Genomic DNA, 24,060 nt, shown 5'->3' with positions numbered 1-24,060 from the left:
GGCGATAGAGGGGCCTGTGGGCGATGCAAGGCCTGTGGGCCTGTTCGCCGACAAGCCGGCTCCTGCAGATCAGTGGCGGGAAGCGGGCAGTTCGATGCGCTCGCTTTCTCCCGGCACTTGCGGCCAGTCCCCGGCTGCCCAGCGTCCGCGTGCGGCCTCGATCAACAGCGGGTCGCTGGCGACAAAGTTCCAGTTGATCCGTCGCGGCCCGTCCAGAGGCGCACCGCCAAGCAGTACCGCATGGCAGTCGCTCTCGGCGAACAGCGTGGCGTTTTCTCCCTCCGGCAACACCACCAGCGAGTGCGGGGGCAGTGGCTCGCCGTCCAGTTGTGCCTCGCCGTCCAGCACATACAGCGCGCGTTGCTGATGCTCGGTGGGAATCAGCAGGCTGGTGGCGGTCTGCAGGTGCAGTTCGGCATACAGGGTCGGGGAGAGCACCGGCACCGGCGACTCCAGGCAGAAGCCGCTGCCGGCGATCATGCGGATCGTGACCCCGAGGTTGTCACTCACCGGCAGTGTGGCCGCGGGGTGATGGCTGTAGTGCCCGGGTCCCTGCTCATGCTCCTTGGGCGAGGCCAGCCAGACCTGCAAGCCATGCAGGGTGAAAGCCTGGCTCAGCAAGGCCTCGGGCGTGCGCTCGACGTGGGCGATGGCACTGCCTGCGGTCATCCAGCTGACGTCCCCGGGGAGGACGATCTGGTCCGAGCCGAGGCTGTCCTTGTGGCGGATCTGTCCTGCGAACAGGTAGGTCAGCGTGGACAGGCCGATATGCGGGTGCTGGCGGATGTTCATGCCTTTGCCGGCGGGGTAGGGGGTGCTCAGCATGTGGTCGAAGAATACGAAAGGGCCGACGCTGCGGCACTGTGCCGAAGGCAGGGGGCGGAGGATAGGCTGGCCTTCAACGTCCTCGACGCGGGGGCGGATCACTAGGGGTGAATTCATGGCGGATTCCAGACTGACCGGGGGTATGCCCGCAAGCATAACCCCCGGATGCCAGCCTTGCCGCTACTGGCTGAAGGCGCCTTCGGACAGGTGAGTCTCGATGCTGACTTCACTGGTGGTCATCAGCTTGTGGATCGGGCAGCGGTCGGCCACCCGGTGCAACTCCTCACGCTGGGCGTCGGTGAGCACGCCCTTGAGGGTCAGCTTCACGTGCAGGGCGTACTTGCCTTGCTGTTCCTGGCTGTTGTCGTGCTTGAGCTCCACCGTGACGCCGGTGAGCGGGATGTTTTTCTTCTGTGCGTAGAGCTTGAGGGTCAGGGCCTTGCAGGCCCCCAGGGCGGCATCGAAATAATCGTGGGGCTCGGGCGCGGTGCCTTCGCCACCGGCGTACTGGGGCAGGTCGGTGAACAGCTGATGGTCGTCGACCTGGATGCTGTGGCGGAAACCTTCGCTGGACTCGGTATTGACGGTAATGGTCATGGCAAACCTCAGGCAGTGATGAATGTCGGATCGGATGGTAAAGGTGCTGAAGTTATAGAGCATCGGCCGGCGCAGGCGTTCAGGTTTTTACTGGCGGTAGCCGATGGCCCGGTGGCACGCCGATGAATGTGCAAGCAGCGACGTCGCAGCGGGTTTCGAGGTGGAAGCTGTACTGTTTGATCGGAAAATGTCGATTTTCTGTGAGCTGAATCGTTTTACTCTGAGGTATCGAAGTCATAGGGCGTTTTGATATCACGTTTTTGTCTTACGCAAATTTCCGCCGGCCCGATACCGTCTAAGAGCACCCTGCTGCAAGCTCTTGCAGCGCTCTAGGAAGGAGCCAAAGGAATGAGTCTCAGAAGTCTCAACATCGCCCCCCGCGCCAGCCTGGGTTTTGGCTTGCTGGCGCTGATGGTGTTTGTCCTCGGCGCATTTGCCCTGATGCAGATGGCCAACATGCGCCAGCAGTCCGATGAGGTGGAAAGCAACTGGTTGCCCAGCGTCATGTCGGTGGGCGACATGAGCCAGGATCTGTTGCGTCTTCGCGCCCTGACCCTGCGCCTGCTGATCAATCGCGACCCCCAGGCCCTGGCCCAGAACGAAGCCAAGATCAAGGACATCAAGAGTGGCCTGGGCGTTGCCCAGGGGCGCTATGAGTCGCTGATCGTGCTGCCCCAGGAGCGGGTCCTGTTCGATCGCTTCAAGGACGTGGAGCAGCAGTACCTGCAGCGGCAGGCCCAGGTCATGGCCTTCTCCAGCCAGAATCAGCTGGAGGAGGCGGTCAAGGTGGTCAACGGTGAAATGAACCAGTTGGCCGATGAAATGGCCGCGACACTGCACGAGCTGATCGACTTGAACAAGCAAAGTGCGACCCAGGCCACGGATCTGGCTCAGGCAGTGTTCAGCCAGTCGCGCGTCTGGGTGGTGGTGATGATCGTGGTGGCGGCCCTGGTGACCATTGGCCTGGCCTTGTTGTTGACCCGCAGCATCGTCCTGCCGCTGGCGCAGTCCTTGCGCGTCGCCGAGGTGGTGGCCGGCGGCGACCTGACCGGAGACATCACGGTGATCGGCAAGGACGAGCCGGCGCGCCTGTTGCTGGCGCTCAAGGCCATGCAGCACAGCTTGCGCGAGACTATCCGGCGCATTTCCGATTCCTCCAGCCAGCTTGCCTCGGCTTCCGAGGAGCTCAGTTGCGTCACCGAGGATGCGACCCGGGGCCTGCATCAGCAGAGCCAGGAGATCGAACAGGCCGCCACGGCAGTGAATCAGATGACCGCCGCGGTGGAGGAGGTGGCGAGCAACGCGGTGGCCACTTCCGAAGCGTCCCGGGAGTCAGATCGGATCGCCCAGCACGGTCGCGAACAGGTGCATCAGACCGTGCTGTCCATCGAGTCGCTGGCCGAGGACGTGACAGCCAATGCCAGTCAGGTCGAACAGCTGGCGCAGAAGGTCTACGGCATCAGCAAGGTGTTGGAGGTGATTCGCTCCATCGCCGAGCAGACCAACCTGTTGGCCCTGAACGCGGCCATCGAGGCGGCGCGGGCCGGGGATGCCGGGCGCGGCTTCGCGGTGGTGGCCGATGAAGTGCGGGCCCTGGCCCATAGGACCCAGCAGTCGACCCAGGAAATCGAGCAAATGATCGGCGGTATCCAGCAGGGCACCGATCAGGCGGTCAGCTCCATGCAGCAGAGCAATAGCCGCGCCCATTCGACCCTGGAAGTGGCCAAGGCGGCGGGGCAGGCGCTGGAGGAAATCGCTTCGGCCTTCACCCTGATCAACGAGCGCAACATCGTGATCGCCAGTGCCTCGGAGCAACAGGCGGCGGTGGCGCGGGAAGTGGACCGCAACCTGATGAACATCCGCAACCTGGCGTTGCAGACCTCGGCCGGGGCCAATCAGACCAGCGCGGCCAGCCAGGAACTGTCGCGGCTGGCGGTGGACCTGAACAGCATGGTGGCGCGTTTTTCCGTCTGAGCCGCTGGCGCCGGAAAATGGCAGGCAAAAAAAAGCCCCGAACCGGTCGGGGCTTTTTCATGTCGCGAAGCGGCGAGGCTTACTTGCCCTGCCAGCGCTTCAGCACGAGGGTGGCGTTGGTGCCACCGAAGCCGAAGCTGTTGCTCATCACGGTGTTGATGGTGGCGTCTTCGCGAGTCTTGGTCAGGATCGGCATGTCGGCCACTTCCGGGTCCAGCTCGTCGATGTTGGCCGAACCGGCCATGAAGTTGCCTTCCATCATCAGCATGCAGTAGATCGCTTCGTGAACGCCGGCGGCGCCCAGGGAGTGACCCGACAGGCTCTTGGTGGAGCTGATGGCTGGAGCCTTGTCGCCGAACACTTCACGCACGCCTTTCATTTCCGCGACGTCGCCGACCGGAGTCGAGGTGCCGTGGGTGTTCAGGTAGTCGATCGGGGTGTCGACAGTGGACATGGCCATCTGCATGCAGCGGATAGCGCCTTCGCCGCTTGGGGCCACCATGTCGTAGCCGTCGGAAGTGGCGCCGTAGCCGACGATTTCCGCGTAGATCTTGGCACCACGGGCCAGAGCGTGTTCCAGCTCCTCGACGACCACCATGCCGCCACCGCCGGCGATGACGAAACCGTCACGCTTGGCGTCGTAGGCGCGGGAGGCTTTTTCCGGGGTTTCGTTGTACTGGGTGGACAGGGCGCCCATGGCGTCGAACAGGAACGACTGGGTCCAGTGCTCTTCTTCACCGCCGCCGGCGAAGACGATGTCCTGCTTGCCCATCTGGATCTGTTCCATGGCGGTGCCAATGCAGTGAGCACTGGTGGCGCAGGCAGAAGCGATGGAGTAGTTCAGGCCCTTGATCTTGAACGGTGTGGCCAGGCAGGCGGAAACGGTGCTGCTCATGGTCCGCGTGACGCGGTATGGGCCAACGCGCTTGACGCCTTTCTCGCGCAGGATGTCCAGCGCTTCCATCTGGTTCAGGGTCGAGGCACCACCGGAACCGGCGATCAGGCCGGTACGCGGGTTGGAGACTTGTTCTTCGCTCAGGCCGGAGTCGGCGATGGCGTCTTTCATGGCCAGGTAGGCGTAAGCCGCCGCGTGGCCGACGAAGCGATAGATCTTGCGATCGATCAGTTCTTCGAGGTTCAGGTCAATGGAGCCGGAAACCTGGCTACGCAGACCCATTTCGGCATATTCCGGGTTGAAGCGGATGCCAGGGCGACTTGCACGCAGGTTAGCGGAGACGGTCTCTTTGTCATTGCCCAGGCACGAAACAATGCCCAGACCAGTGATAACGACGCGGCGCATGCGGATAACCCTTAGAAGTTGTCAGTGGAGGTAAACACGCCGACCCGGAGGCCTTCGGCGGTGTAGATTTCGCGGCCGTCAACGCTGACCGAGCCATCGGCGATGGCCATGTTCAGCTTGCCCTTGAGCACGCGCTTGATGTGAATGTTGTAGGTGACCTTTTTCGCCGTCGGCAGAACCTGGCCGAAGAACTTCACTTCTCCCGAACCCAGGGCGCGACCGCGGCCCGGCAGGCCTTGCCAGCCGAGGAAGAAACCGACCAGCTGCCACATGGCATCCAGGCCCAGGCAGCCCGGCATCACCGGATCGCCTTCGAAGTGGCAAGCGAAGAACCACAGGTCTGGAGTGATATCCAGCTCAGCGACCAATTCACCTTTACCGTACTTGCCACCCTCTTCGCTGATATGGGTGATGCGATCCACCATCAGCATGTTGGGGGCGGGCAGTTGCGCGTTACCTGGGCCGAACAGCTCACCGCGACTGCAGCGCAGCAGGTCTTCCCGAGTAAAGGCGTTTTGTTTGGTCATGCGAGCTCCTCAATAGTCCCGTGCGGCAGGGTTGGGCAATCTTCCCGGCCGATCGAAGCGTTCATGCCTCGAGCCGGCAGCCTACTCATAGACTATTGCGTTGTAGTGAAAGTCACAGCGCCAAGGGTATGAAAGTACACTTGTTCACTGAAATTTTTTTTGAGGGCCTTTTCAGGGCCCCGTCGGGTGCCTAAGACTGCCGCACTTTCGCCCGTCACGCCAGTCGCACCTGTTGGAAAATAGCCTGTTACTGCACCCAACGTTGGAGAATCTGCTGCAGATCCGCACGCTTGAACGGCTTGGCCAGGTAGTCGTTCATGCCCGCTGCCAGGCAGGCTTCGCGGTCGCCCTGCAAGGCGTTGGCGGTCAGGGCGATGATCGGCAGATCGGCGCAGCCGGGCAATTGGCGGATCTGCCGGGTGGCTTCATAACCATCGACCAGCGGCAGTCGGCAATCCATCAGAATCGCCTCGAAAATCAGGCTCTCGGCGCTGCGCACCGCCTGGGCCCCGTCGGTGACGATGCTCACGGTGAAGCCCAGGCTGCGCAGCATGGCCTGGATCACGGTCTGGTTCACCGGGTTGTCTTCCACCAGCAGCACATTGCGGCCCTCGCCCTGGTGAGCGGCGGTGCTGACGCGCGGTGCCAGCACCGGCAGGCTTTGCTGGAACAGCGCCAGGGGGATCTCCAGGGTGAACACCGAGCCACGGCCTTCCTCGCTCTGGGCCCGCAGGGTGCCGCCCATGCGTTCGGCCAGGGTGCGGGCAATAGGCAGGCCCAGGCCGGTGCCGCCATACCGCCGGGAAATGCTGCTGTCGGCCTGCTGGAATGCATCGAACATCAGCTCCAGGCTGGCGGGGCTGATACCGATTCCGCTGTCGCGCACCGCACAGGTGAACCACAGGAGCTCATGATCCAGGGCCTGCCACTGCGCTTCGATGATCACGCTGCCTTGTTCGGTGAACTTCAGGGCGTTGCCGATCAGGTTGACCAGAATCTGCCGGATCCGCGTCGGGTCGCCCTTGACCTGCAGCGACTCCATGCCCGGTGGCAGGCGCAGTTGCAGGTCCAGGCCGCGCTGCAGGGCGCTGTGCTGGAAGGCCTGGGCCGAGCTGCCGATCAGTTCGGCGAGGTTGAACGGGATGTGTTCCAGCTCCAGGGCCGAGCGTTCGATGCGCGAGAAGTCGAGGATGTCGTTGATCACCTTCAGCAGGTGTTCGGTGGACTCCGAAGCCAGCGCCGCGTATTCGCTCTGCTCCTGGGTCATCTCGGTGGTTTCCAGGAGCTGCAGCATGCCCAGCACGCCGTTCATCGGGGTGCGTAGTTCGTGGCTCATCATCGCCAGGAAATCCGATTTCGCCTTGTTCGCCCGTTCCGCTTCCTCCCGGGTCTGGATCAGTTGCGACATGGCCTGTTGCTGCTCGCGGCTGGCCAGCTCCAGGCCGGCGGCGAGGTTGTTGATGTGGCGTGCCAGATTGCCCAGCTCGCCGTCGTCGACAATCGGCAGCGGCGCCTTGAAGTCGCCTTCCTGGATCGCCTTGACCGCGTTACCCATGGCGCTGATGGGTTGCGCCAGGCCGGCAGCCAGGCGCCGTGCGAGGAGGAAGGTGAAGAGCAGGGCGAACAGGGCGAGGATCGCGGCCTTGAGGAGAATTTCCTGCTGGCGCTGGCTGAAGGCGTCGTTGGACATGCCGACAATGACCCGTCCCAGATACCCGTCGCCCTGGGGCCCGAGGCTGGTCGGGTCGTCTTCCAGGAAGTCGTTATGCACCTGGATGCGCTGCAAGCGCACCGGCGCCTGGAACACCTTGATCTGTTGCGCCTGTTTATGAGTGGCAGACGGTTGCTCGACATACACCAGGATGTTGTTGGCGCTGTCCTGGACCTCCAGAAAGTGCACGTGGGGCGTGGCCAGGGTGGCCTGCAACAGGCTTTCCAGGCCTTCGTTGTTGCCGGAGATCACGCCGTACTCGGTGGCTGGCGCCAGCTGGTTGGCAATCAGTTGGCCGGTGTGGTTGAGCTCCTGGCGCAGGTCCTGAATGCGCACGAAGGTGAAGAAGCTGATCAGCAACAGGGTCAGGAGCAAGGCCGGGCCGAGGCTGATGAGCTGCGTGCGGGTGTGGATGTCCCATCGGCGACGCAATTTCATGGGCGTTGCTCTCCTTCACTCAGTTGGCGCGCGACGGCTTGCGGGTCGATTTCCTCGATGCCCAGTGAGCGTGCCACCTGTGGATTGCTCAGTACTTTGAAGGCCGTCGGGTACAGTGCCCGGGGCCAGCGATTCGGCGCCTGCTCAAGCAGGCTGTCCAGGGTCTGCAGCCAGTCCTGCTGGTCGCTGTAGGTGCTGGCCAGGCTGCCGGCCCTGACGAAGCCGGCATTGGGGCCGATCAGCGCCCGCTGCTGGGCGTAGCTGCTCAGGAGCAGGTTCTTCACGGTTTTCGGGTTGTACAGCTTGGGGTCATCCAGGCCCAGCAGCACGTCGCTGTTGCGCAGCAGGTTTTGCAATGGCCGGCTGTCGTGGGTGCTGTCCCAGGCTTCGGCGACGATCTCCAGGCCCAGGGATTGCGCGGCGCCGCGCAGCTCCTTGAGCAGGAACTGGCTGTCCTCGCTGTACAGCACGCCAACCCGGCGCACCTGGGGCAAGACCTGGCGGATCAGGTGCAACTGACGACTCGGCGGTGGATCGCTCCAGAGCAGGCTGAGCTCGGGGTGGTGCAGGCCTTGCAGGCGCTGTTCGGCTTGCAGGCGGCTGATGCGCAGGACCAGGGTGGCCGGGCCCTGGGGATCTTGCAGGCGCCAGTCGAGGCTTTGCGGATCCAGCAGAATCAGGCGCGTGGCGCTGGGCAGCTGGCCCGGCGCCGGCAGTTGCTCCAGCGGTACGAAGCGCACCTGGTCCTGAGGGCGTTGGGCGGCCAGCTCTGCGGTGAAGGTGCGTACCGCCGGGTTGTCCTCGCTGGCGGTCAGCAAGACGTCGGCGGCGCGCAGCGGTGCGCACAGCAGCAGACTCAGCAGGAACAGGCCCCAGCCGAGTCGGCGACGCAAGTCCAAGGCCCCCGAGGGCCGCTGCCGGGCCACGCTAGAACTCCAGCTCGGCGCTGAAATAGACCAGGTGCCGCGAGTCGTAGCGGTTGTCGGCGAAGGTGCTGGGCTGGTGGTCGAGTCGTTGTTGCAGTGTGCCCGCCAGTTCCAGGTTGGCCTTGCCCAGGGCCAGGCGCTTGGCGATGCGCGTGTCGACGCGTTCGAAGCGGTAGCCGTTGAGGGCGCTGTCGCCGTAATAGAACAACGCGCTGGACCAGCCCCGGCCCCAATTGCGCAGCCAGCCGGCGGAGCCGCTGTTGCTGGCGGTCAGGCGCTGGTCCAGGGGGTTGCTGGCTTGGGCGTGGACATAGGCGTAGGTCAGGCGCAGGCGGTCGGCGTGGCTCAATTGCCAGTCCAGCTGGCTTTCGGTGCCGGAGAAGCGTGAGGAATTGCTGTTGCTGGCGATGTATTGGTTGTTGCGCAGCGGCTCGCTGATCATGCCGCTGATTTCGTCGTAGAACAGCTTGATGTCGAGGTTCAGGGCCTGGTCGACGAAGTAGCCGTTGTAGCCCAGCTCGCGGGAGCGCATGTGTTCCTGATCGAGGTTGCCCGGGCCCCGGGTCTTGACGAAGTACTGGGCGCTGCTCTGGCCGTAGACCGGGCTGCTCAGGCCGGTGACCCGGTAGCTCCAGTTGACGTTGTTCTCGAACATGTCCGGGGAGCGGATGGCTTCCGAATACACCGCCCGCAGCCCGTGGCGCGGGTTGATCAGGTAGTTGACGGCGATCCGTGGCGTCAGCGAGTTGCCGGTCAGCTGGGTGTCTTCGTACATAGCCCCGCCCTGGATCAGCCAGTGTTCGCTGGCTCGCCACTCCAGCTGGCCGAACAGGCGCCAGGTGGTGTCGTCGAGGGTGCCGTTGAAATAGGTTTCGGAGTCGGCCCGGTCGTAACGATAGTTCATGCCGCTGACCAGTCGCAGGTTATCGCTGAGGCTCAGGGTGTCCTGCAGTTCAAGGTCGTAACGGGTTTCGCGGGTGCTCTGGTCGATGTTGCCGCAGACGGTATTCTTGCCTCCGCCGTTTTTCCATTGATCGATGACTTGGTTGGCCAACGCCTGTTCCGTCGTGGTTCCGCTAGGCGCCCCACTCAAGTAATCGGGCATGTGGCGCGCCAGGCGCTCGGCGTAATTCGGGTTGATTTGCCACAGGCGCGTCAGTTCGGGGCTGAAGGAAATGGCTGCGTCACAGGCGCGCCAGGTTTGCTGGCGATCCCAGTGCTGGGCCGAGCCCTGGATATAAAGGCTGTGCTGCGCATTGAGCTCCAGGTTCCAGCGCAGTGACCCGGCGTAGTCCTTGGCGATCACATCGGAGTCTTTGCCCTGCTGGGATACGCCGTAGAACACCGGTTTATAGGTATAAGGCCGCTGGTTGGTGCCTTCCTTGGCATTTAGTTGCCAATCGATGCTCTGCTGCTCGTCGAGCATCTGGCTCACCGACAGGCTGAAGCGGTTCAAGCGCTTGCTGTCGCGGTAGTCGGCGCCCAGGCGATTGTGGTCGAAGCCGTCATCTTCCTGTCCGGACAACGACAGGCGCAGGTCGCCGGTTTCCCAGCCCGTACCCTGGCTGGCGTACCAGTCGCTGATGCCGCGCTGGCCCCGGGTCACCTTGAACCGGGTGCCGTGGCTGTTGGCCGGTGCGCGGGTAATGATGTTGACCACTGCCATCAGCGCATTGGCGCCGTAGCTGACGGTGTTGGGGCCGCGAAACACCTCGATGCGTTCGATGTCTTCCATGGCCACCGGAATGTCGCTCCAGTCCACCGTGGCCAGGCCCGCGCGATACACCGAGCGCCCGTCGATCAGCACCTGCATGCGCCGCGCTTCGCTGGCGTTGGTGCCGTGGTAGTTGACCGTGGCCTGGTTGCCGCTGATGGCCCCGACCATCATCCCGGGCACCAGGCGCAGCAGCTCGCTGACGTCCCGGGCGCCGCTGGCCCTGATCAGTTCGTTGTCGAGCACGGTCATGCTGCCCGGCACGGCGGCGGGGGATTGTTTCAGGCGTGTGGCAGTCAACACCTCGGGCAGTGCGCTGCCGTCGAGAAACAGATCGTCGGCCAGCACCGGGTGGCCGAAGAGCATGCCCAGCAGCAGCGACAGACGAAGAGGTGAGGGACCAACGGGCACGGCACAGCCTTGAATCTTGAAAGATGGCGCGCATGTTAACCGAGATAGTCGAGTTTTCCAGTCGATAAGCCCGACATTCCCCGAATGACAGCGCGTGTTCCCGACAGGTTGCCTGAATGGCCGGTGGGGCTGGTGGTGGGAAAAGCGCCCCGTATAATGCCGCCATCGCCACTGCTATGGATAAACGGATTGCATATGACACAACAGCGCCCTATTGCGGTCCTGGGAGGCGGAAGTTTTGGTACCGCCGTGGCCAATCTGCTGGCCGAAAACGGTCACCCGGTGCGGCAATGGATGCGTGATCCCGAGCAGGCCGAGGCCATTCGGGTCAATCGCGAGAATCCGCGCTATCTCAAGGGCATCAAGATTCATCCGGCGGTGGAGCCGGTCACCGACCTGCTGGCCACCCTAAATGACTGTGACCTGTGCTTCGTCGCCTTGCCTTCCAGCGCCCTGCGCTCGGTACTGGCGCCCCACGCGCAGTTGCTGAGCGGCAAGCTGCTGGTCAGCCTGACCAAGGGCATCGAGGCCCAGACCTTCAAGCTGATGAGCGAGATCCTCGAGGACATAGCCCCGGCGGCGCGCATTGGCGTGTTGTCGGGTCCCAACCTGGCCCGGGAAGTAGCCGAGCATGCTCTGACCGCCACCGTGGTCGCCAGTGAAGACGAAGAGCTGTGCCAGCGGGTCCAGGCGGCATTGCACGGGCGGACCTTCCGCGTCTACGCCAGTGCCGACCGCTTTGGCGTCGAGCTGGGCGGGGCGTTGAAGAACGTCTACGCGATCATCGCCGGCATGGCGGTGGCACTGGGCATGGGGGAAAACACCAAGAGCATGCTGATCACCCGTGCCTTGGCGGAGATGACCCGTTTTGCCGTCAGCCAGGGCGCCAATCCCATGACCTTCCTCGGCCTGGCCGGAGTCGGCGACCTGATCGTCACCTGTTCCTCGCCCAAGAGCCGCAACTACCAGGTGGGCTTTGCCCTGGGGCAGGGCCTGAGTCTGGAGGACGCGGTGACCCGCCTGGGCGAAGTGGCGGAGGGCGTCAACACCCTCAAGGTGCTCAAGGCCAAGGCCCAGGAACTGGGCGTCTACATGCCGCTGGTCGCCGGCCTGCATGCGATTCTGTTCGAAGGGCGGACGCTGAATCAGGTGATCGAGCTGCTGATGCGTGGCGAGCCGAAAACCGACGTCGACTTTATCTCCACCAGCGGATTCAACTGAGTAGCACAGGAGCCAGACATGAACGATACGAATTCCGAAGCCAAATACGAATCTATCCTCCTGCGCGTGCTGTGGATGCTGGTGTTCGTGATGGTGTGGCAGGTGGCGCAGTTTCTTCTGGGCGCCTTGGTCCTGGTGCAACTGATCTATCGCCTGATCTACGGCGCGCCGAATGCCGGGCTGATGAACTTTGGCGACAGCCTGAGCCAGTTCCTGGCGCAGATTGGCCGGTTCGGCAGCTTCCACACCGAGCAGAAACCCTGGCCGTTTGCCGATTGGCCGACCCCGCGGGCCCCTGAAGGGGAGGCCCCCCACAGTGTGCCGCCGGCGCCCCACCCGGTGCGTGACGAGGAGCCCAAGCTGTGAAGTTGTGGGTACTGCGCCACGGCCAGGCCGAATCCCATGCGGCCAGCGATGACCAGCGCAACCTTACGGCCCACGGCCGCCAGGAAGTGCTGGGCAGCGCCGCGCAGCTGATTGGCCAGCCCATCAGTGCGATCATCGCCAGCCCCTATGTGCGGGCCCAGCAAACGGCGCAACTGGTGCGTCAGGCCCTGGGCTTCGAGGGCGAGATCCACACCGTGCCCTGGTTGACCCCGGAGGCCAACCCATTGCAGGTGCTGGAGCATCTGGACAGTGCGGACAACCTGCTGCTGGTCAGCCACCAACCCTTGGTCGGCAACCTGATCGGCCTGTTGCAGCACGGTCATCTGCGTGATCCCCAGCCCATGAATACCGCCAGCCTGGCGGAGCTGGAAGGCGACTGGCCGCTGGCGGGGCTGATGACCCTCAATAGCGTCAAGCACCCCTAGAGCGCCACGGCGGCCAGGCAGTTCCTGGCCGCCGCCGGTCCGTCGGGGTGACCGACACCCGGTTGTGCGGCGCTACATTTCTTAACTTGCAGCCCTCCTTTGTGCGTGGAATAGTCGGCCGAGCAAGTGCTTGGTTGGTGTCGCGAACAGAATAAAAACAAAGGAGCGAGTCATGGCTGCTGCTTTTCGTTTGCCGCTGCAAGTGTTCTACGAGCGCGAGGCTCGTCATCCCCAGCAATGTTTTCTGGTTCAGCCCAGCGCCGGAGGTCAGGTGCAGGAGCTGAGCTGGTTCGAGGTCGGCCAGCAGGCCCGTCGCGCCGCCCAATGGCTGCGGGAGCGCCAGTTGCCCCCCGGCAGTCATATCGCAATCATTGGCAAGAATTCCGCGCACTGGATCATCAGCGACCTGGCGATCTGGATGGCCGGGCATGTGTCGGTGCCGCTGTATCCCAACCTCACCGCCGATTCGGTGGCCCAGGTACTGGAGCATTCAGAGTCGGCCCTGGTGTTCATCGGCAAGCTCGATGACTGGCCGGGCATGGCCCCGGGGATCAGGCCCGGTCTGCCCACTGTGCGCCTGCCGCTGGCCCCTGAAGGCACTTTCGACTGCACCTGGGACGATCTGCAAGGCTGTCAGCCGTTGGCTGACAATCCAAGTCCACCGGCCGAGCAACTGGCCACCATCATCTACACCTCCGGTACCACGGGCCTGCCCAAGGGGGTGATGCACAGCTTCGGCAATCTGGGTTTTGCCGCCACTCACGGGACACAACTCTTCGGCCTGGGCCCGGGGGATCGACTGCTGTCCTATCTGCCGCTGTGTCATGTGGCCGAGCGCATGTTTGTCGAGATGGCGGCGATCTATACCGGGCAGACCGTGTTCTTCGCCGAGAGCCTCGATACCTTCCTGGCGGACCTGCGGCGGGCCCGGCCCACAGCCCTGTTCGGCGTGCCGCGAATCTGGACCAAGTTCCAGATGGGGGTCTACAGCAAGGTGCCGGCCAGGCGCCTGGACGTTCTCTTGAGCCTGCCGTTGATCGGCAAGCGCGTCGGTCACAAGGTGCTGGCCGGGCTTGGGCTGGACGCCTTGCGGGTGGCCTTGTCCGGGGCGGCGCCGGTGCCCCAGGCACTGTTGCACTGGTATCGGCGGTTGGGCCTGGACGTACTGGAGGTCTATGGCATGACCGAGAGTTGCGGTTATTCCCATATCGGCCGTTCCGGGGAGCAGGTGCCGGGCTGGATCGGTCGGCCCTGTCCCGGGGTTGAAGTGCGTATCGATGACGCGGGCGAGGTCCAGGTGCGCAGCGGGGCCACCATGCAGGGCTATTACAAGGACCCGCAGAAGACCGCCGAAACCATCACCGAGGACGGTTTTCTGCGCACCGGCGACAAGGGCGAACAGGACGCAGCCGGCAATCTGCGCCTGACCGGTCGGCTCAAGGAAATCTTCAAGACCAGCAAGGGCAAGTACGTGGCCCCGGCACCCATCGAGAATCGCCTGGCCGTGCATGCCCATATCGAGCAGGTGTGCGTGGTGGGGGACGGTCTGAGCGCTCCTCTGGGGTTGTGCGTGCTTTCGGCGGCGGGCTTGCAGGCCGCGGCAGGCAGCGCCCGGGAAGGGCTGCACAGCAGCCTGGAAAACCTGCTGGCCCAGGTCAATGGCGGCCTGGACAAGCATGAACGGCTGCATCGGCTGGTGGTGGTCAAGGACAACTGGGCCGTGGAGAACGGCTTTCTGACCCCGACCCTGAAGATCAAGCGCAATGTGATCGAGGCCACCTATGGCGGCAGTTTTCAACGCTGGAGCGAGCGCAGCGAAGCCGTGCTGTGGCAGGATTGATCGACAATAACCACCCAGAAGGGAAGCAGCGATGAGCCTATGGCGTACCACTCCGAACATCGAGCAACTGAACGCGGCACAGAAGAACACCATCGGCGAAGTGCTGGATATTCGCTTCGAGTCGTTTGATGAGGAATCGCTGAGCGCAAGCATGGTCATCGACCATCGCACCCACCAGCCCTACGGGTTGCTGCATGGCGGGGCTTCGGTGGTGCTGGCGGAAACCGTCGGCTCCATGGCCAGCTACCTGTGTATCGATGCCAGCAAGTTCTATTGCGTGGGCCTGGAGATCAACGCCAATCACCTGCGTGGCTTGCGCAGCGGCCGGGTGACGGCGGTGGCCCGGGCCATTCATATCGGGCGCACCACCCATGTCTGGGATATCCGCCTGAGCAGCGATGAAGGCAAGGCCAGCTGTATTTCGCGCCTGACCATGGCCGTGGTGCCTCTGGGGCAAACGCCGCCGGCGCAATGAGTGAGCGCGCCATAGGCTGAGCCTGGGTGTCAGTATTCCTGTCCGTTACGGTCATTGCCCTGGTGCAAGGGCCTGCGGACAATCGGTGTTGGTTTGGTGGATGGATAGGTCGGTATGTCGCAACAGGTGTTTTTCGCTCACGCCAATGGGTTTCCCTCCGGCACGTACGGCAAGCTGTTTGCTGCCCTGGCGCCGGAGTTCGAGGTGGCTCATTTGCAGCAGCATGCCCACGACCCGCGCTTTCCGGTGGACGACAACTGGCAGAGTCTGGTGGATGAGCTGATCCACCACCTGCAACAGCAGGCGCAGCCGGTGTGGGGCGTGGGGCACTCGTTGGGGGGCGTGCTGCACCTGCACGCGGCCCTGCGCTGCCCGGAGCTGTATCGGGGGGTGGTGATGCTCGATTCGCCAGTGCTGACCCGGGCCGACCAGTGGGTGATCCGCGCCGCCAAGCGCTTTGGTTTCATCGACCGCCTGACTCCCGCCGGGCGAACCCTGGGGCGCCGCGAGGAGTTTACCGATGTCGAATCGGCGCGCAGCTACTTTGCCCGCAAGACGCTGTTCCGAGCCTTCGACCCCGATTGCCTGGACGCGTACTTGCAGCATGGCCTGCAGCAGGTGGGCGACCGCTTGCGCCTGCGTTTCGATCCGGCGACCGAGATCAGCATCTATCGCGGCGTACCGCACACCAGCCCCGGCAGCGCTCGCCAGCTCAAGGTGCCCTTGGCCGTGGTGCGGGGCCAGCAGAGTCGGGTGGTGATGCGGCATCACACCAGTGCCGTGGGGCGCATGCCCCTGGGCGAGTCCCTGACCATGCCCGGCGGCCACATGTTTCCTCTTGAGCGGCCCGAAGCCACCGCCACCCTGCTCAAGGAACTCTTCACCCGCTGGGAACAGCGCCGGAGCTGTGCATGAGCCAGGTCGTCGAGGAAGTTCGCCTGAACCTGCCCCACATCGAGCTGGCGGCCCATCTGTTCGGGCCCGAGGACGGCTTGCCGGTGATCGCCCTGCATGGTTGGCTGGACAACGCCAACAGCTTCGCCCGGCTGGCGCCCAAGCTCAAAGGCCTGCGCATCGTGGCCCTGGACATGGCCGGTCACGGGCATTCCGGGCACCGTCCGCTGGGCGCGGGTTATGCCCTGTGGGATTACGTCCACGACGTGCTGCAAGTGGCTGAACAGCTGGGCTGGAAGCGCTTTGCCCTGATGGGACATTCATTGGGAGCGATCGTGTCGCTGGTGCTGGCGGCGGCGCTGCCGGAGCGGGTCAGCCATCTGGCCCTGATCGACGGCGTGATTCCTCCGACCGCCAGCGCTGCAGGTGCCGCCGAGCGGCTGGGCATGGCCTTGCAGGCGCAACTGGACCTGCAGGACAAGCGCAAGCCGGTCTACAGCACGCTGGAGCGAGCCATCGAAGCGCGGATGAAGGGGCTGGTGGCGGTCAGTCGCGAGGCTGCCGAGCTGCTGGCCCTGCGTGGTCTGATGCCGGTGCCCGGTGGCTATACCTGGCGCAGCGACAGCCGCCTGACCCTGGCATCGCCGCTGCGCCTGACCGAGGAGCAGGCCATGTCCTTCGTCGAGCGGGTCAGTTGCCCGACGCAGCTGGTGGTGGCTGCCGACGGCATGCTGGTTCGGCACGAGTCCCTGCTGCAGCGTCTACCCTTTAGCCGGGAACAGCTGCCGGGCGGCCATCATCTGCACCTCAACGATGAGGCTGGCGCAACCTCTGTCGCAGACTGTTTCAATCGGTTTTTCGCCGTTCCTTGACTTGACGGGGTCAACTGTCGAGGCTGGGCGGGTTGAAATGGGAGACAACCATGATAGATCTGTACACCGCTGCGACCCCCAATGGCCACAAGGTTTCCATCCTGCTTGAAGAGCTCGGATTGCCCTACACGGTGCATGCCCTGAGTTTCGACAAGCGCGAGCAAAAGGCGCCGGCGTTTCTGAAGATCAATCCCAATGGGCGTATTCCGGCCATCGTCGACCGAGACAATGGCGATTTTCCCGTATTCGAATCCGGCGCGATCCTGGTGTATCTGGCCGAGCGCAGCGGGCAACTGCTGCCCAGCGATGCCAAGGGCCGCTCGATCGTCATGCAGTGGCTGATGTTCCAGATGGGCGGCATCGGGCCCATGCAGGGCCAGGCCAACGTGTTCCTCCGCTATTTCCCGGAAAAGCTCCAGGGCGCCATCGATCGCTATCAGCATGAAACCCGACGCCTGTATGAAGTCCTCGACACCCGCCTGCAACAGGTCGAGTACCTGGCCGGGGACTACAGCATTGCCGACATCGCCACCTTCCCCTGGGTGCGCGGTCATGAGTGGTCCGGTGTTTCGGTACAGGGCTTGCCGGCCCTGCAACGCTGGATGGCGGCACTGGAGGCCCGGCCTGCGGTCCAGCGTGGCTTGCAGGTTCCGCAACGCAGTGACGACGCCAGCGTCGTCAAGGGCGCCCAGGCCATGCTTATCCGATGAGAGTTTCCATGCGTTCACTCAGTGTTCTGGGCTTGTCCTTCCTTAGCACCCTGGCCCTTGCCGCCGATCTGCCCGGCAGCCATGACCTGCCCCTGGTGCCCCGTCTGACCGATGCACAAATCGTCGACTACCGTCCGCAAGTGGAGCAGGAGCGTGTCTACCCGTTGGGCTCGATCCGCAGAATCAGCGGCCAACTGCGCTTTGACGGTCAGGTCAATGCCCGGGGCAAGCTCACGGCCATCACCTACCAATTGCCCGCCGAACGCACTTCCAACGAAGCCTTCACCCTGGCTCGCGAAGCCCTGCAGAAACAGGGGGCAGAGCTGCTGTTCTGGTGCCAGGCCCGGGATTGTGGCGAGAGCAGCCTGTGGGCCAATGAGGTGTTCGGCAACGCCAAGCTGTTTGGCGCCGACGAGCAGCAAGCCTATTTGCTGTTGCGCCTGGCGGCGCCCCAGGACAACTCCCTGGTGGCCCTGTACAGCATTACCCGGGGTAACCGCCGGGCCTACCTGCACGTGGAGCAGTTCGACGCCAGCGCTGCCCTGGGCGACTTGCTGCCCACTTCGGCGACCCTGCTGCGGCAACTGAAGGACACGGGCAAGCTGGACCTGCCCAAGCTGACCGATCCCCAGCCCGTCTGGCTCAACCTGCTTTCCCGCGGGCTGAACCTGGACACCACGCTGCGGGTCAGCCTGTCCGGCCAGCAGGCCGAGGCCTGGCGCCAGGCCCTGATTGGCCAGGGCGTGCTGGCGACGCGCATGGAAACCGGCGACACCCAAGCGGCCGGGCTGCACTTCGAACTGCTGCGTTAAGCTGTTTCAGGCGGCCTGTACTCGCGGGTTCGCCTACTCTTCTCCGTTTACCCTTGTGCGAGACATTTCATGCCCAATAACGATCGCCTGCTGGTGCAGATTCTGCTCCTGGTGTTGTTCGGTGCCAGCTTCTGGGTGATGGCGCCTTTCTGGTCGGCGCTGTTCTGGGGCGCGGTGCTGGCCTTTGCCAGCTGGCCGCTGATGCGTTTGCTGACCCGCTGGCTCAATGGCCGCGAGTCCCTGGCGGCGGCCCTGTTGACCCTGGGCTGGATGGTTTTGGTGGCGGCGCCGCTGGTCTGGCTCGGGCTCAACCTGGCGGATCACGTGCGCGATGCCACGGCCTTTATCAAGGATGTGCAGGTGGACGGCCTGCCCGAGGCTCCCGCCTGGCTGGGCAGCCTGCCATTGGTGGGGGAGCGTCTGGTCGGGCTGTGGAACAGCATCGATCAACAGGGCGCGGCGCTGATGCTGGCCGTCAAGCCGTATCTGGGGCAGGTGGGCAACTGGCTGCTGGCCCGCAGTGCACAGATCGGCGGCGGTATTCTCGAACTGACCCTGAGCATCGTCTTCGTGTTTTTCTTCTACCGTGACGGTCCGCGCCTGGCGTTGTTCGTACACAAGCTGTTGGAACGGTTGATCGGCGATCGGGCCGGCTACTACATCGATCTGGTCGCTGGCACCGTGCAACGGGTGGTCAACGGGGTGATCGGCACCGCTGCGGCCCAGGGCCTGCTGGCGCTGATCGGCTTTCTGATTGCCGGGGTGCCAGGGGCGCTGGTGCTGGGGATCGTCACCTTCCTGCTCAGCCTGATTCCCATGGGGCCGCCCCTGGTGTGGATTCCGGCCACGGCCTGGCTGGCCTGGAAGGGCGAATACGGCATGGCGGTGTTTCTGGGGATCTGGGGCACCTTCATCATCAGCGGCGTCGACAACGTGCTCAAACCCTACCTGATCAGTCGCGGCGGCAACCTGCCCCTGGTGATTGTGCTGCTCGGGGTGTTCGGCGGCCTGATCGCCTTCGGCTTTATCGGTCTGTTTATCGGTCCGACCCTGCTGGCGGTGGCCTACAGCCTGCTGCTGGACTGGAGCGCCAGTCAGGCCCGGACCCAGGAGCCGCGCTGAGCCGCGGCTTGCCGCTCGACAGGGGAGCGGCAAGCACCCATCAGGCGGCGACGTTGACGCTGTTGCCGACGCTGCTGGCAGGGTTCAGCTGATACTGCTTGCTGAGGTTGGCGATCATCTTGCCCAGGGCTTCGGTCAGGTTGGCCTGCGGGTTCTGAGTCTCGCTGTCCTGGTTGCGTCCGGCCTGCAGCGCGGCCTTGAGCTCATCGCTGCTGATGCCGCCGCTGCTGTCGCTGTCGAGTATTTTCAGCAATGCCGAACTGCTGTCGTTGCTGGCCGAGTTCTTGTCGCCGGACTGCAGGGCGCTGCTCAGTTCGTCGGCACTGATGCTGCCGTTGCCGTCGCTGTCGAGCTGGCCGAACAGTTGCTCGCCGGAGAGCTGTTGCGGGGGCGGTGGAGGCGGCGTCAGGCTGGCGGCCAGTTCGTCTGCACTGACGTTGCCATCCTGATTCTTGTCCAGGGCCGAGAAGAGCTGCTTGCTGTCGGCGCTGCTACCGGCACTGCTCAAGCCGCTGCTCAGTTCGTCGCTGTTGATGACGCCGTCGCCGTCACTGTCCAGAGCGCTGAGCAGGGCGTCCGCCAGTTCGGTGCCGGGCGCCTGGCCGTGATGCGCCGGTGGCGCCATGGCGGCCATTTCATCGCTGCTCAGGCTGGCATTGCCATCGCTGTCCAGTTCGCTGAAGTTCTTGCTCAGGCTGACCAGGACACCCTTGTCGCCCTTGTTCGACAGAGCGTTGTTCAGCTCGTCCTGGTTCACCTCGCCGTCGCCGTTGCTATCGAGCCTGGCGAACAGGTCCTTCTGCAATTGTTGGCCGCGGCTGGTGCTGGAGGCACTGCTGCTGGAGCTGTAATAGCTCGAATAGTTGCTGCTGACGCTACCTATCATTGGACTCGCTCCTTGGGATGAATGGATCCGGTGGAGGCACCGGCTCATGCAGCCTCAAGGCTGGAGTTGTCCTGGGTATGGGCGCTTTGTACCCGTGGCTACACAAGGGACTCAGGGGCGGGGCAGGCGCAGCACCGCGGTCAGGCCGCCGCCGGGAGTCTCTTCCAGCAGCAACTGGCCGCCCATGCGCTCTGCCGCTTCGCGGGCGATGGTCATGCCCAGGCCGACGCCGCCGGAGTTGCGGTTGCGTGAGCCTTCGAGGCGGAAGAAGGGTTCGAACACGGCCTCGCGCTTGTCGGCGGCGATGCCGGGACCATGGTCGATGACCCGGATCAGCAACTGATCCCGATGGTCTTCCAGGGCCAGGGTGGCATGGCCGGCGTAGCGCAGGGCGTTGTCCAGCAGGTTGTTGATGCACGACTGCAGGGCCATGGGCTGGACCAGCAGCGGGGCGCAATGGCCCTGGGCCTGGGCATCGGCGCCCTGGTCCTGGGCGTTCTCGCACAGCGACTCCACCAGCGCCTGCACGTCCATCCATTGCTCGGCCTCGCTGGTGCGCTGTTCATGCAGGTAGCTGAGGGTGGCGTCGAGCATCTTGATCATGTCGTCCAGGTCCTGGCGCATCTGCCCCTGCAGCTTGCTGTCCTCGATCTGTTCCAGGCGCAGCTTCAGGCGTGACAGCGGTGTGCGCAGATCATGGGACACGGCGCCGAGCATGCGCCCGCGTTGTTGGACCTGTTCCCGTATGCGTTTCTGCATCTGGTTGAAGGCGCTGGCGGCCTGTCGTGCTTCCCGCGGGCCGACCTCTTCCAGGGGCGGGCTGTCGAGGTTTTCGCTCAGGCGTTCGGCGGCGTCGCTCAGGCGCTGGATCGGCCGCGAGAGCAGCTTGGCGCCGTACCAGGCGGCAATGACCAGGGAGATCAGCTGGAAGGTCAGAGGCACTAAAGGTCCGCCGAACCAGGGGCGTGGCGGACGTTGCGGGAAGTACGGCGGCGGCCCAGGAGGGCTATTGCCGAGGGCCACCGGCGGCGGTGGTGGTGGAGGGGGCGGCGGATGTCCGTAATGGTGGAACCAGAAAAACGCCAGAAGGTGGGCGAGCACGATCGCGATCAGCAGGAGGCCAAACAGCCGGCCGAACAGCGTATCGAAGCGCCCGCGCATCAGCCGATGTCTCGTGCGTCGAACAGGTAGCCTTCGCCACGCACGGTCTTGATCAGTTGCGGCGATTTCGGGTCGTCCCCGAGCTTCTGCCGCAGGCGCGACACCAGCAGGTCGATGCTGCGATCGAAGGCCTCGATGGAGCGGCCCCGGGCCGCGTCCAGCAGTTGTTCGCGACTCAGCACTCGGCGCGGGCGTTCAATGAATACCCAGAGCAGGCGGAACTCGGCGTTGGACAGCGGCACCACCAGCCCGTCGGCGGAGATCAGCTGGCGCAGGACGCTGTTCAGGCGCCAGTTGTCGAAGCGGATATTGGCCCGCTGTTCGCTGCGATCGTCGCGGACCCGGCGCAGGATGGTCTGGATCCGCGCCACCAGCTCCCGCGGTTCGAAGGGCTTGGCCATGTAGTCGTCGGCCCCCAGTTCGAGGCCGATGATGCGGTCGGTGGGCTCGCAGCGGGCGGTGAGCATGAGGATCGGAATGTCCGATTCGCTACGCAACCAGCGGCACAGGGACAGGCCGTCTTCACCGGGCAGCATCAGGTCGAGCACCACCACGTCGAAGTGCTCGGCCTGCAAGGCCTGGCGCATTGCTGCACCGTCGGTGACACCGCTGGCGTGGATGTTGAAGCGCGCCAGATAGTCGATCAGCAGTTCGCGGATCGGCACGTCGTCATCGACGATCAGGGCCCGAGTGTTCCAGCGCTTGTCGTCGCCATTGGCCACGGCTTTGGAGTCGTCGTTCAGAGGGGCTGGAGTGTTATGCATGGGTGCGTTCATCTGCCAGGTAGGCTGCCGGCCATCAGGAGGCGACGGCGAGGTTATGGCTTCAGCATAGGCGTCCGGCCCGGGGGCAGGAAGTGCTGTTCGAGGGTGTTGCGGCTGGCGAGGGTAGCGCCGGGTATTGTTGCTGGCGTGTCGTCAGTGTATCTGCGTTGATACAAATGCCGGGGCGGCCCGCGGATTTGCCGGCGGATCGAAGATCCCTGGCACCGTTGAGGAGGATTTACCTCTGATCGGGTCCCGGATCGTCCCGGCTTGCGCTACAATCCGCGCCGATTTCGACTTGCCTGAGAGCCCCTTCATGTCCGCCTGCCAGACTCCTATCATCGTCGCCCTGGATTTTCCCACCCGTGACGCCGCACTGAAACTGGCCGATCAACTGGACCCGAAATTGTGCCGGGTCAAAGTCGGCAAGGAGCTGTTCACCAGCTGCGCCGCCGAGATTGTCGGGACCCTGCGCGACAAGGGTTTCGAAGTGTTCCTGGACCTGAAGTTCCACGACATTCCCAACACCACCGCCATGGCGGTCAAGGCCGCCGCGGAAATGGGCGTGTGGATGGTCAATGTGCACTGCTCCGGCGGCCTGCGCATGATGGCTGCCTGCCGCGATGTTCTGGACCAGCGCAGTGGTCCTAAGCCGCTGCTGATCGGCGTCACCGTGCTCACCAGCATGGAGCGTGAAGACCTGGCCGGCATCGGCCTGGACATCGAGCCCCAGGAGCAGGTGCTGCGCCTGGCTGCGCTGGCGCAGAAAGCCGGGATGGACGGCCTGGTGTGCTCGGCCCTGGAAGCCCAGGCCCTGAAGAGCGCCCATCCGACCCTGCAACTGGTGACGCCGGGGATTCGTCCGGCGGGCAGTGCCCAGGATGACCAGCGGCGGATCCTCACTCCGCGCCAGGCCCTGGATGCCGGTTCCGATTACCTGGTGATCGGTCGTCCCATCAGCCAGGCGGCCGATCCGGCCAAGGCCCTGGCTGACGTGGTCGCCGAACTGGCCCTGTAACACCCGGGCCTGCAGGAGCCGGCCAGCCGGCTCCTGCAGGTTCAGACTTTCAGCACCAGCTTGCCGAAGTTCTCGCCGCTGAACAGCTTGCCCAGCGTCTCCGGGAAAGTCTCCAGGCCTTCGACAATATCCTCCTTGCTCTTGAGCTGCCCCTTGGCCATCCAACCGGCCATTTCCTGCCCGGCCGCGGCGAACTGCGCGGCGTAGTCCATGACCACGAAACCTTCCATGCGCGCCCGGTTGACCAGCAGCGACAGGTAGTTGGCCGGTCCCTTGACCGCTTCCTTGTTGTTGTACTGGCTGATGGCGCCACAGATCACCACCCGCGCCTTGACGTTCAGGCGGCTGAGCACGGCATCGAGGATGTCGCCGCCGACGTTGTCGAAATACACATCGACGCCTTTCGGGCATTCGCGCTTGAGCCCGGCGTTGACGTCTTCGCTCTTGTAGTCGATGGCGCCGTCAAAGCCCAGTTCGTCGATGAGGAACTTGCATTTGTCCTGGCCGCCGGCAATGCCCACCACGCGACAGCCTTTGATCTTGGCGATTTGCCCGGCAATGCTGCCCACCGCGCCAGCGGCGCCGGACAGCACCACGGTGTCGCCGGCCTTGGGTGCGCCGACGTCCAGCAGGGCGAAGTAGGCGGTCATGCCGGTCATGCCCAGGGCCGACAGGTAGCGTGGCAGAGGGGCCAGCTTGGGGTCGACCTTGTAGAAGCCACGGGGCTCGCCGAGGAAGTAGTCCTGCACCCCGAGGGCGCCATTGACGTAGTCGCCGACGGCGAATCCGGGGTTGTTGGAGGCAATCACCTGGCCCACGCCCAGGGCGCGCATGACTTCGCCGATGGCCACCGGCGCAATATAGGACTTGCCCTCGTTCATCCAGCCGCGCATGGCCGGGTCCAGGGACAGGTATTCATTCTTCACCAGGATCTGCCCGGCGGCGGGCTCGCCCACGGCTACCTGCTGGTAGGTGAAGGTGTCGCGGGTAGCCGGGCCGACGGGGCGTTTGGCGAGCAGGAACTGGCGATTGGTCAGGCTGGTCATGGCA

At 64.2% G+C, this 24,060-nt stretch carries 23 protein-coding genes; 12 read left to right on the top strand and 11 right to left on the bottom strand.

All coding sequences use genetic code 11. The annotated features are described in order from the left end of the window. Positions 1–69: 69 nt before the first annotated feature. Entirely contained in the window at positions 70–942 is an 873-nt protein-coding gene (locus L1O02_RS22135) for a pirin family protein (RefSeq protein WP_235758728.1), read from the bottom strand. A 63-nt stretch (positions 943–1,005) separates the two neighbouring features. Then, on the bottom strand, positions 1,006–1,422 hold the full coding sequence (locus L1O02_RS22130; protein ID WP_042942143.1) for an OsmC family protein: 417 nt from the start codon (positions 1,420–1,422) through the stop codon (positions 1,006–1,008). A 348-nt stretch (positions 1,423–1,770) separates the two neighbouring features. On the opposite strand from L1O02_RS22130, the gene L1O02_RS22125 reads away from it, so the two are divergent. Continuing rightward, positions 1,771–3,396, top strand: a complete 1,626-nt coding sequence (locus L1O02_RS22125) for a methyl-accepting chemotaxis protein (protein ID WP_235758726.1) — start codon at positions 1,771–1,773, stop codon at positions 3,394–3,396. A gap of 79 nt (positions 3,397–3,475) precedes the next feature. Here L1O02_RS22125 and fabB read toward each other — a convergent pair whose 3' ends face one another. The 5 genes from fabB to L1O02_RS22100 form a co-directional block, all read right to left on the bottom strand. Further along, the gene (gene fabB, locus L1O02_RS22120) at positions 3,476–4,696 is read right to left on the bottom strand and encodes a beta-ketoacyl-ACP synthase I (RefSeq protein WP_016963486.1); all 1,221 of its coding nucleotides are present in this window, start codon (positions 4,694–4,696) and stop codon (positions 3,476–3,478) included. A gap of 11 nt (positions 4,697–4,707) precedes the next feature. Then, the gene (gene fabA / locus L1O02_RS22115; protein ID WP_011060067.1) at positions 4,708–5,223 is read right to left on the bottom strand and encodes a 3-hydroxyacyl-[acyl-carrier-protein] dehydratase FabA; all 516 of its coding nucleotides are present in this window, start codon (positions 5,221–5,223) and stop codon (positions 4,708–4,710) included. A 247-nt stretch (positions 5,224–5,470) separates the two neighbouring features. Next, positions 5,471–7,372, bottom strand: coding sequence for an ATP-binding protein (locus L1O02_RS22110; protein ID WP_060838199.1), 1,902 nt, complete (start codon positions 7,370–7,372; stop codon positions 5,471–5,473). Further along, the gene (locus L1O02_RS22105) at positions 7,369–8,298 is read right to left on the bottom strand and encodes an ABC transporter substrate-binding protein (protein ID WP_108544796.1); all 930 of its coding nucleotides are present in this window, start codon (positions 8,296–8,298) and stop codon (positions 7,369–7,371) included. The genes L1O02_RS22110 and L1O02_RS22105 overlap by 4 nt, the downstream gene beginning before the upstream one ends. Before the next feature lies 1 nt (position 8,299). Continuing rightward, positions 8,300–10,423, bottom strand: a complete 2,124-nt coding sequence (locus L1O02_RS22100) for a TonB-dependent receptor (RefSeq protein WP_235758724.1) — start codon at positions 10,421–10,423, stop codon at positions 8,300–8,302. Between the two features lie 195 nt (positions 10,424–10,618). On the opposite strand from L1O02_RS22100, the gene L1O02_RS22095 reads away from it, so the two are divergent. The 10 genes from L1O02_RS22095 (at position 10,619) to L1O02_RS22050 (ending at position 19,181) form a co-directional block, all read left to right on the top strand. Then, a complete protein-coding gene (locus tag L1O02_RS22095; RefSeq protein ID WP_016965784.1) occupies positions 10,619–11,644 on the top strand; it encodes an NAD(P)H-dependent glycerol-3-phosphate dehydrogenase in 1,026 nt (341 codons plus the stop codon). An 18-nt stretch (positions 11,645–11,662) separates the two neighbouring features. Next, a complete protein-coding gene (locus tag L1O02_RS22090; protein ID WP_060838201.1) occupies positions 11,663–12,010 on the top strand; it encodes a DUF4389 domain-containing protein in 348 nt (115 codons plus the stop codon). Then, positions 12,007–12,456, top strand: coding sequence for a phosphohistidine phosphatase SixA (gene sixA / locus L1O02_RS22085; RefSeq protein WP_108544797.1), 450 nt, complete (start codon positions 12,007–12,009; stop codon positions 12,454–12,456). The genes L1O02_RS22090 and sixA overlap by 4 nt, the downstream gene beginning before the upstream one ends. Before the next feature lie 172 nt (positions 12,457–12,628). Beyond that, positions 12,629–14,296, top strand: a complete 1,668-nt coding sequence (locus L1O02_RS22080; protein WP_060838203.1) for an AMP-binding protein — start codon at positions 12,629–12,631, stop codon at positions 14,294–14,296. 31 nt (positions 14,297–14,327) lie between these two features. Next, positions 14,328–14,771 (top strand): hotdog fold thioesterase, encoded by a 444-nt coding sequence (locus tag L1O02_RS22075; RefSeq protein WP_060838204.1) that lies wholly within the window; start codon positions 14,328–14,330, stop codon positions 14,769–14,771. A 114-nt stretch (positions 14,772–14,885) separates the two neighbouring features. Then, entirely contained in the window at positions 14,886–15,686 is an 801-nt protein-coding gene (locus L1O02_RS22070) for an alpha/beta hydrolase (protein WP_060842842.1), read from the top strand. Next, a complete protein-coding gene (locus L1O02_RS22065) occupies positions 15,683–16,537 on the top strand; it encodes an alpha/beta hydrolase (protein ID WP_235758722.1) in 855 nt (284 codons plus the stop codon). Before L1O02_RS22070 ends, L1O02_RS22065 begins: the two co-directional genes overlap by 4 nt. A gap of 50 nt (positions 16,538–16,587) precedes the next feature. Continuing rightward, positions 16,588–17,247, top strand: a complete 660-nt coding sequence (locus tag L1O02_RS22060; RefSeq protein WP_235758720.1) for a glutathione S-transferase N-terminal domain-containing protein — start codon at positions 16,588–16,590, stop codon at positions 17,245–17,247. A gap of 8 nt (positions 17,248–17,255) precedes the next feature. Then, positions 17,256–18,059, top strand: a complete 804-nt coding sequence (locus tag L1O02_RS22055; RefSeq protein WP_181321578.1) for a DUF4892 domain-containing protein — start codon at positions 17,256–17,258, stop codon at positions 18,057–18,059. Between the two features lie 69 nt (positions 18,060–18,128). After that, positions 18,129–19,181, top strand: coding sequence for an AI-2E family transporter (locus L1O02_RS22050; protein WP_060838209.1), 1,053 nt, complete (start codon positions 18,129–18,131; stop codon positions 19,179–19,181). Between the two features lie 40 nt (positions 19,182–19,221). Here the strand turns inward: L1O02_RS22050 and xopAW are convergent, their stop codons facing one another. The 3 genes from xopAW to L1O02_RS22035 all read right to left on the bottom strand — a co-directional run bounded on the left by xopAW (position 19,222) and on the right by L1O02_RS22035 (position 21,992). After that, entirely contained in the window at positions 19,222–20,067 is an 846-nt protein-coding gene (xopAW, locus tag L1O02_RS22045) for a XopAW family type III secretion system calcium-binding effector (protein WP_060838210.1), read from the bottom strand. Between the two features lie 111 nt (positions 20,068–20,178). Next, positions 20,179–21,228, bottom strand: a complete 1,050-nt coding sequence (locus L1O02_RS22040) for a HAMP domain-containing sensor histidine kinase (RefSeq protein ID WP_235758718.1) — start codon at positions 21,226–21,228, stop codon at positions 20,179–20,181. Continuing rightward, the gene (locus tag L1O02_RS22035) at positions 21,228–21,992 is read right to left on the bottom strand and encodes a response regulator (protein WP_047302778.1); all 765 of its coding nucleotides are present in this window, start codon (positions 21,990–21,992) and stop codon (positions 21,228–21,230) included. Before L1O02_RS22035 ends, L1O02_RS22040 begins: the two co-directional genes overlap by 1 nt. A 316-nt stretch (positions 21,993–22,308) precedes the next feature. Between L1O02_RS22035 and pyrF the strand changes: the two genes are divergently transcribed. After that, entirely contained in the window at positions 22,309–23,010 is a 702-nt protein-coding gene (gene pyrF / locus L1O02_RS22030; RefSeq protein WP_060838212.1) for an orotidine-5'-phosphate decarboxylase, read from the top strand. A 41-nt stretch (positions 23,011–23,051) separates the two neighbouring features. Here pyrF and L1O02_RS22025 read toward each other — a convergent pair whose 3' ends face one another. After that, on the bottom strand, positions 23,052–24,056 hold the full coding sequence (locus L1O02_RS22025) for an NADP-dependent oxidoreductase (protein WP_060838213.1): 1,005 nt from the start codon (positions 24,054–24,056) through the stop codon (positions 23,052–23,054). Between the last annotated feature and the right edge of the window lie 4 nt (positions 24,057–24,060).

This window comes from Pseudomonas sp. BC42 (assembly GCF_021560055.1).
Lineage (GTDB): Bacteria > Pseudomonadota > Gammaproteobacteria > Pseudomonadales > Pseudomonadaceae > Aquipseudomonas.
The sequence above is the reverse complement of the archived record's forward strand: the minus strand, read 5'-3'. Positions and strand labels throughout refer to the sequence as shown.

What these genes read in the sequence shown, in the direction of transcription:
- L1O02_RS22025 (WP_060838213.1), bottom strand. Translation starts at nt 24,056, where the DNA reads ATGACCAGCCTGACCAATCGCCAGTTCCTGCTCGCCAAACGCCCCGTC.
- L1O02_RS22070 (WP_060842842.1), top strand. Translation starts at nt 14,886, where the DNA reads ATGTCGCAACAGGTGTTTTTCGCTCACGCCAATGGGTTTCCCTCCGGC.
- L1O02_RS22090 (WP_060838201.1), top strand. Translation starts at nt 11,663, where the DNA reads ATGAACGATACGAATTCCGAAGCCAAATACGAATCTATCCTCCTGCGC.
- L1O02_RS22135 (WP_235758728.1), bottom strand. Translation starts at nt 942, where the DNA reads ATGAATTCACCCCTAGTGATCCGCCCCCGCGTCGAGGACGTTGAAGGC.
- L1O02_RS22075 (WP_060838204.1), top strand. Translation starts at nt 14,328, where the DNA reads ATGAGCCTATGGCGTACCACTCCGAACATCGAGCAACTGAACGCGGCA.
- L1O02_RS22125 (WP_235758726.1), top strand. Translation starts at nt 1,771, where the DNA reads ATGAGTCTCAGAAGTCTCAACATCGCCCCCCGCGCCAGCCTGGGTTTT.
- L1O02_RS22035 (WP_047302778.1), bottom strand. Translation starts at nt 21,992, where the DNA reads ATGCATAACACTCCAGCCCCTCTGAACGACGACTCCAAAGCCGTGGCC.
- fabA (WP_011060067.1), bottom strand. Translation starts at nt 5,223, where the DNA reads ATGACCAAACAAAACGCCTTTACTCGGGAAGACCTGCTGCGCTGCAGT.
- L1O02_RS22065 (WP_235758722.1), top strand. Translation starts at nt 15,683, where the DNA reads ATGAGCCAGGTCGTCGAGGAAGTTCGCCTGAACCTGCCCCACATCGAG.
- L1O02_RS22110 (WP_060838199.1), bottom strand. Translation starts at nt 7,372, where the DNA reads ATGAAATTGCGTCGCCGATGGGACATCCACACCCGCACGCAGCTCATC.
- L1O02_RS22055 (WP_181321578.1), top strand. Translation starts at nt 17,256, where the DNA reads ATGCGTTCACTCAGTGTTCTGGGCTTGTCCTTCCTTAGCACCCTGGCC.
- xopAW (WP_060838210.1), bottom strand. Translation starts at nt 20,067, where the DNA reads ATGATAGGTAGCGTCAGCAGCAACTATTCGAGCTATTACAGCTCCAGC.
- L1O02_RS22130 (WP_042942143.1), bottom strand. Translation starts at nt 1,422, where the DNA reads ATGACCATTACCGTCAATACCGAGTCCAGCGAAGGTTTCCGCCACAGC.
- L1O02_RS22060 (WP_235758720.1), top strand. Translation starts at nt 16,588, where the DNA reads ATGATAGATCTGTACACCGCTGCGACCCCCAATGGCCACAAGGTTTCC.
- L1O02_RS22040 (WP_235758718.1), bottom strand. Translation starts at nt 21,228, where the DNA reads ATGCGCGGGCGCTTCGATACGCTGTTCGGCCGGCTGTTTGGCCTCCTG.
- L1O02_RS22050 (WP_060838209.1), top strand. Translation starts at nt 18,129, where the DNA reads ATGCCCAATAACGATCGCCTGCTGGTGCAGATTCTGCTCCTGGTGTTG.
- pyrF (WP_060838212.1), top strand. Translation starts at nt 22,309, where the DNA reads ATGTCCGCCTGCCAGACTCCTATCATCGTCGCCCTGGATTTTCCCACC.
- L1O02_RS22095 (WP_016965784.1), top strand. Translation starts at nt 10,619, where the DNA reads ATGACACAACAGCGCCCTATTGCGGTCCTGGGAGGCGGAAGTTTTGGT.
- fabB (WP_016963486.1), bottom strand. Translation starts at nt 4,696, where the DNA reads ATGCGCCGCGTCGTTATCACTGGTCTGGGCATTGTTTCGTGCCTGGGC.
- L1O02_RS22080 (WP_060838203.1), top strand. Translation starts at nt 12,629, where the DNA reads ATGGCTGCTGCTTTTCGTTTGCCGCTGCAAGTGTTCTACGAGCGCGAG.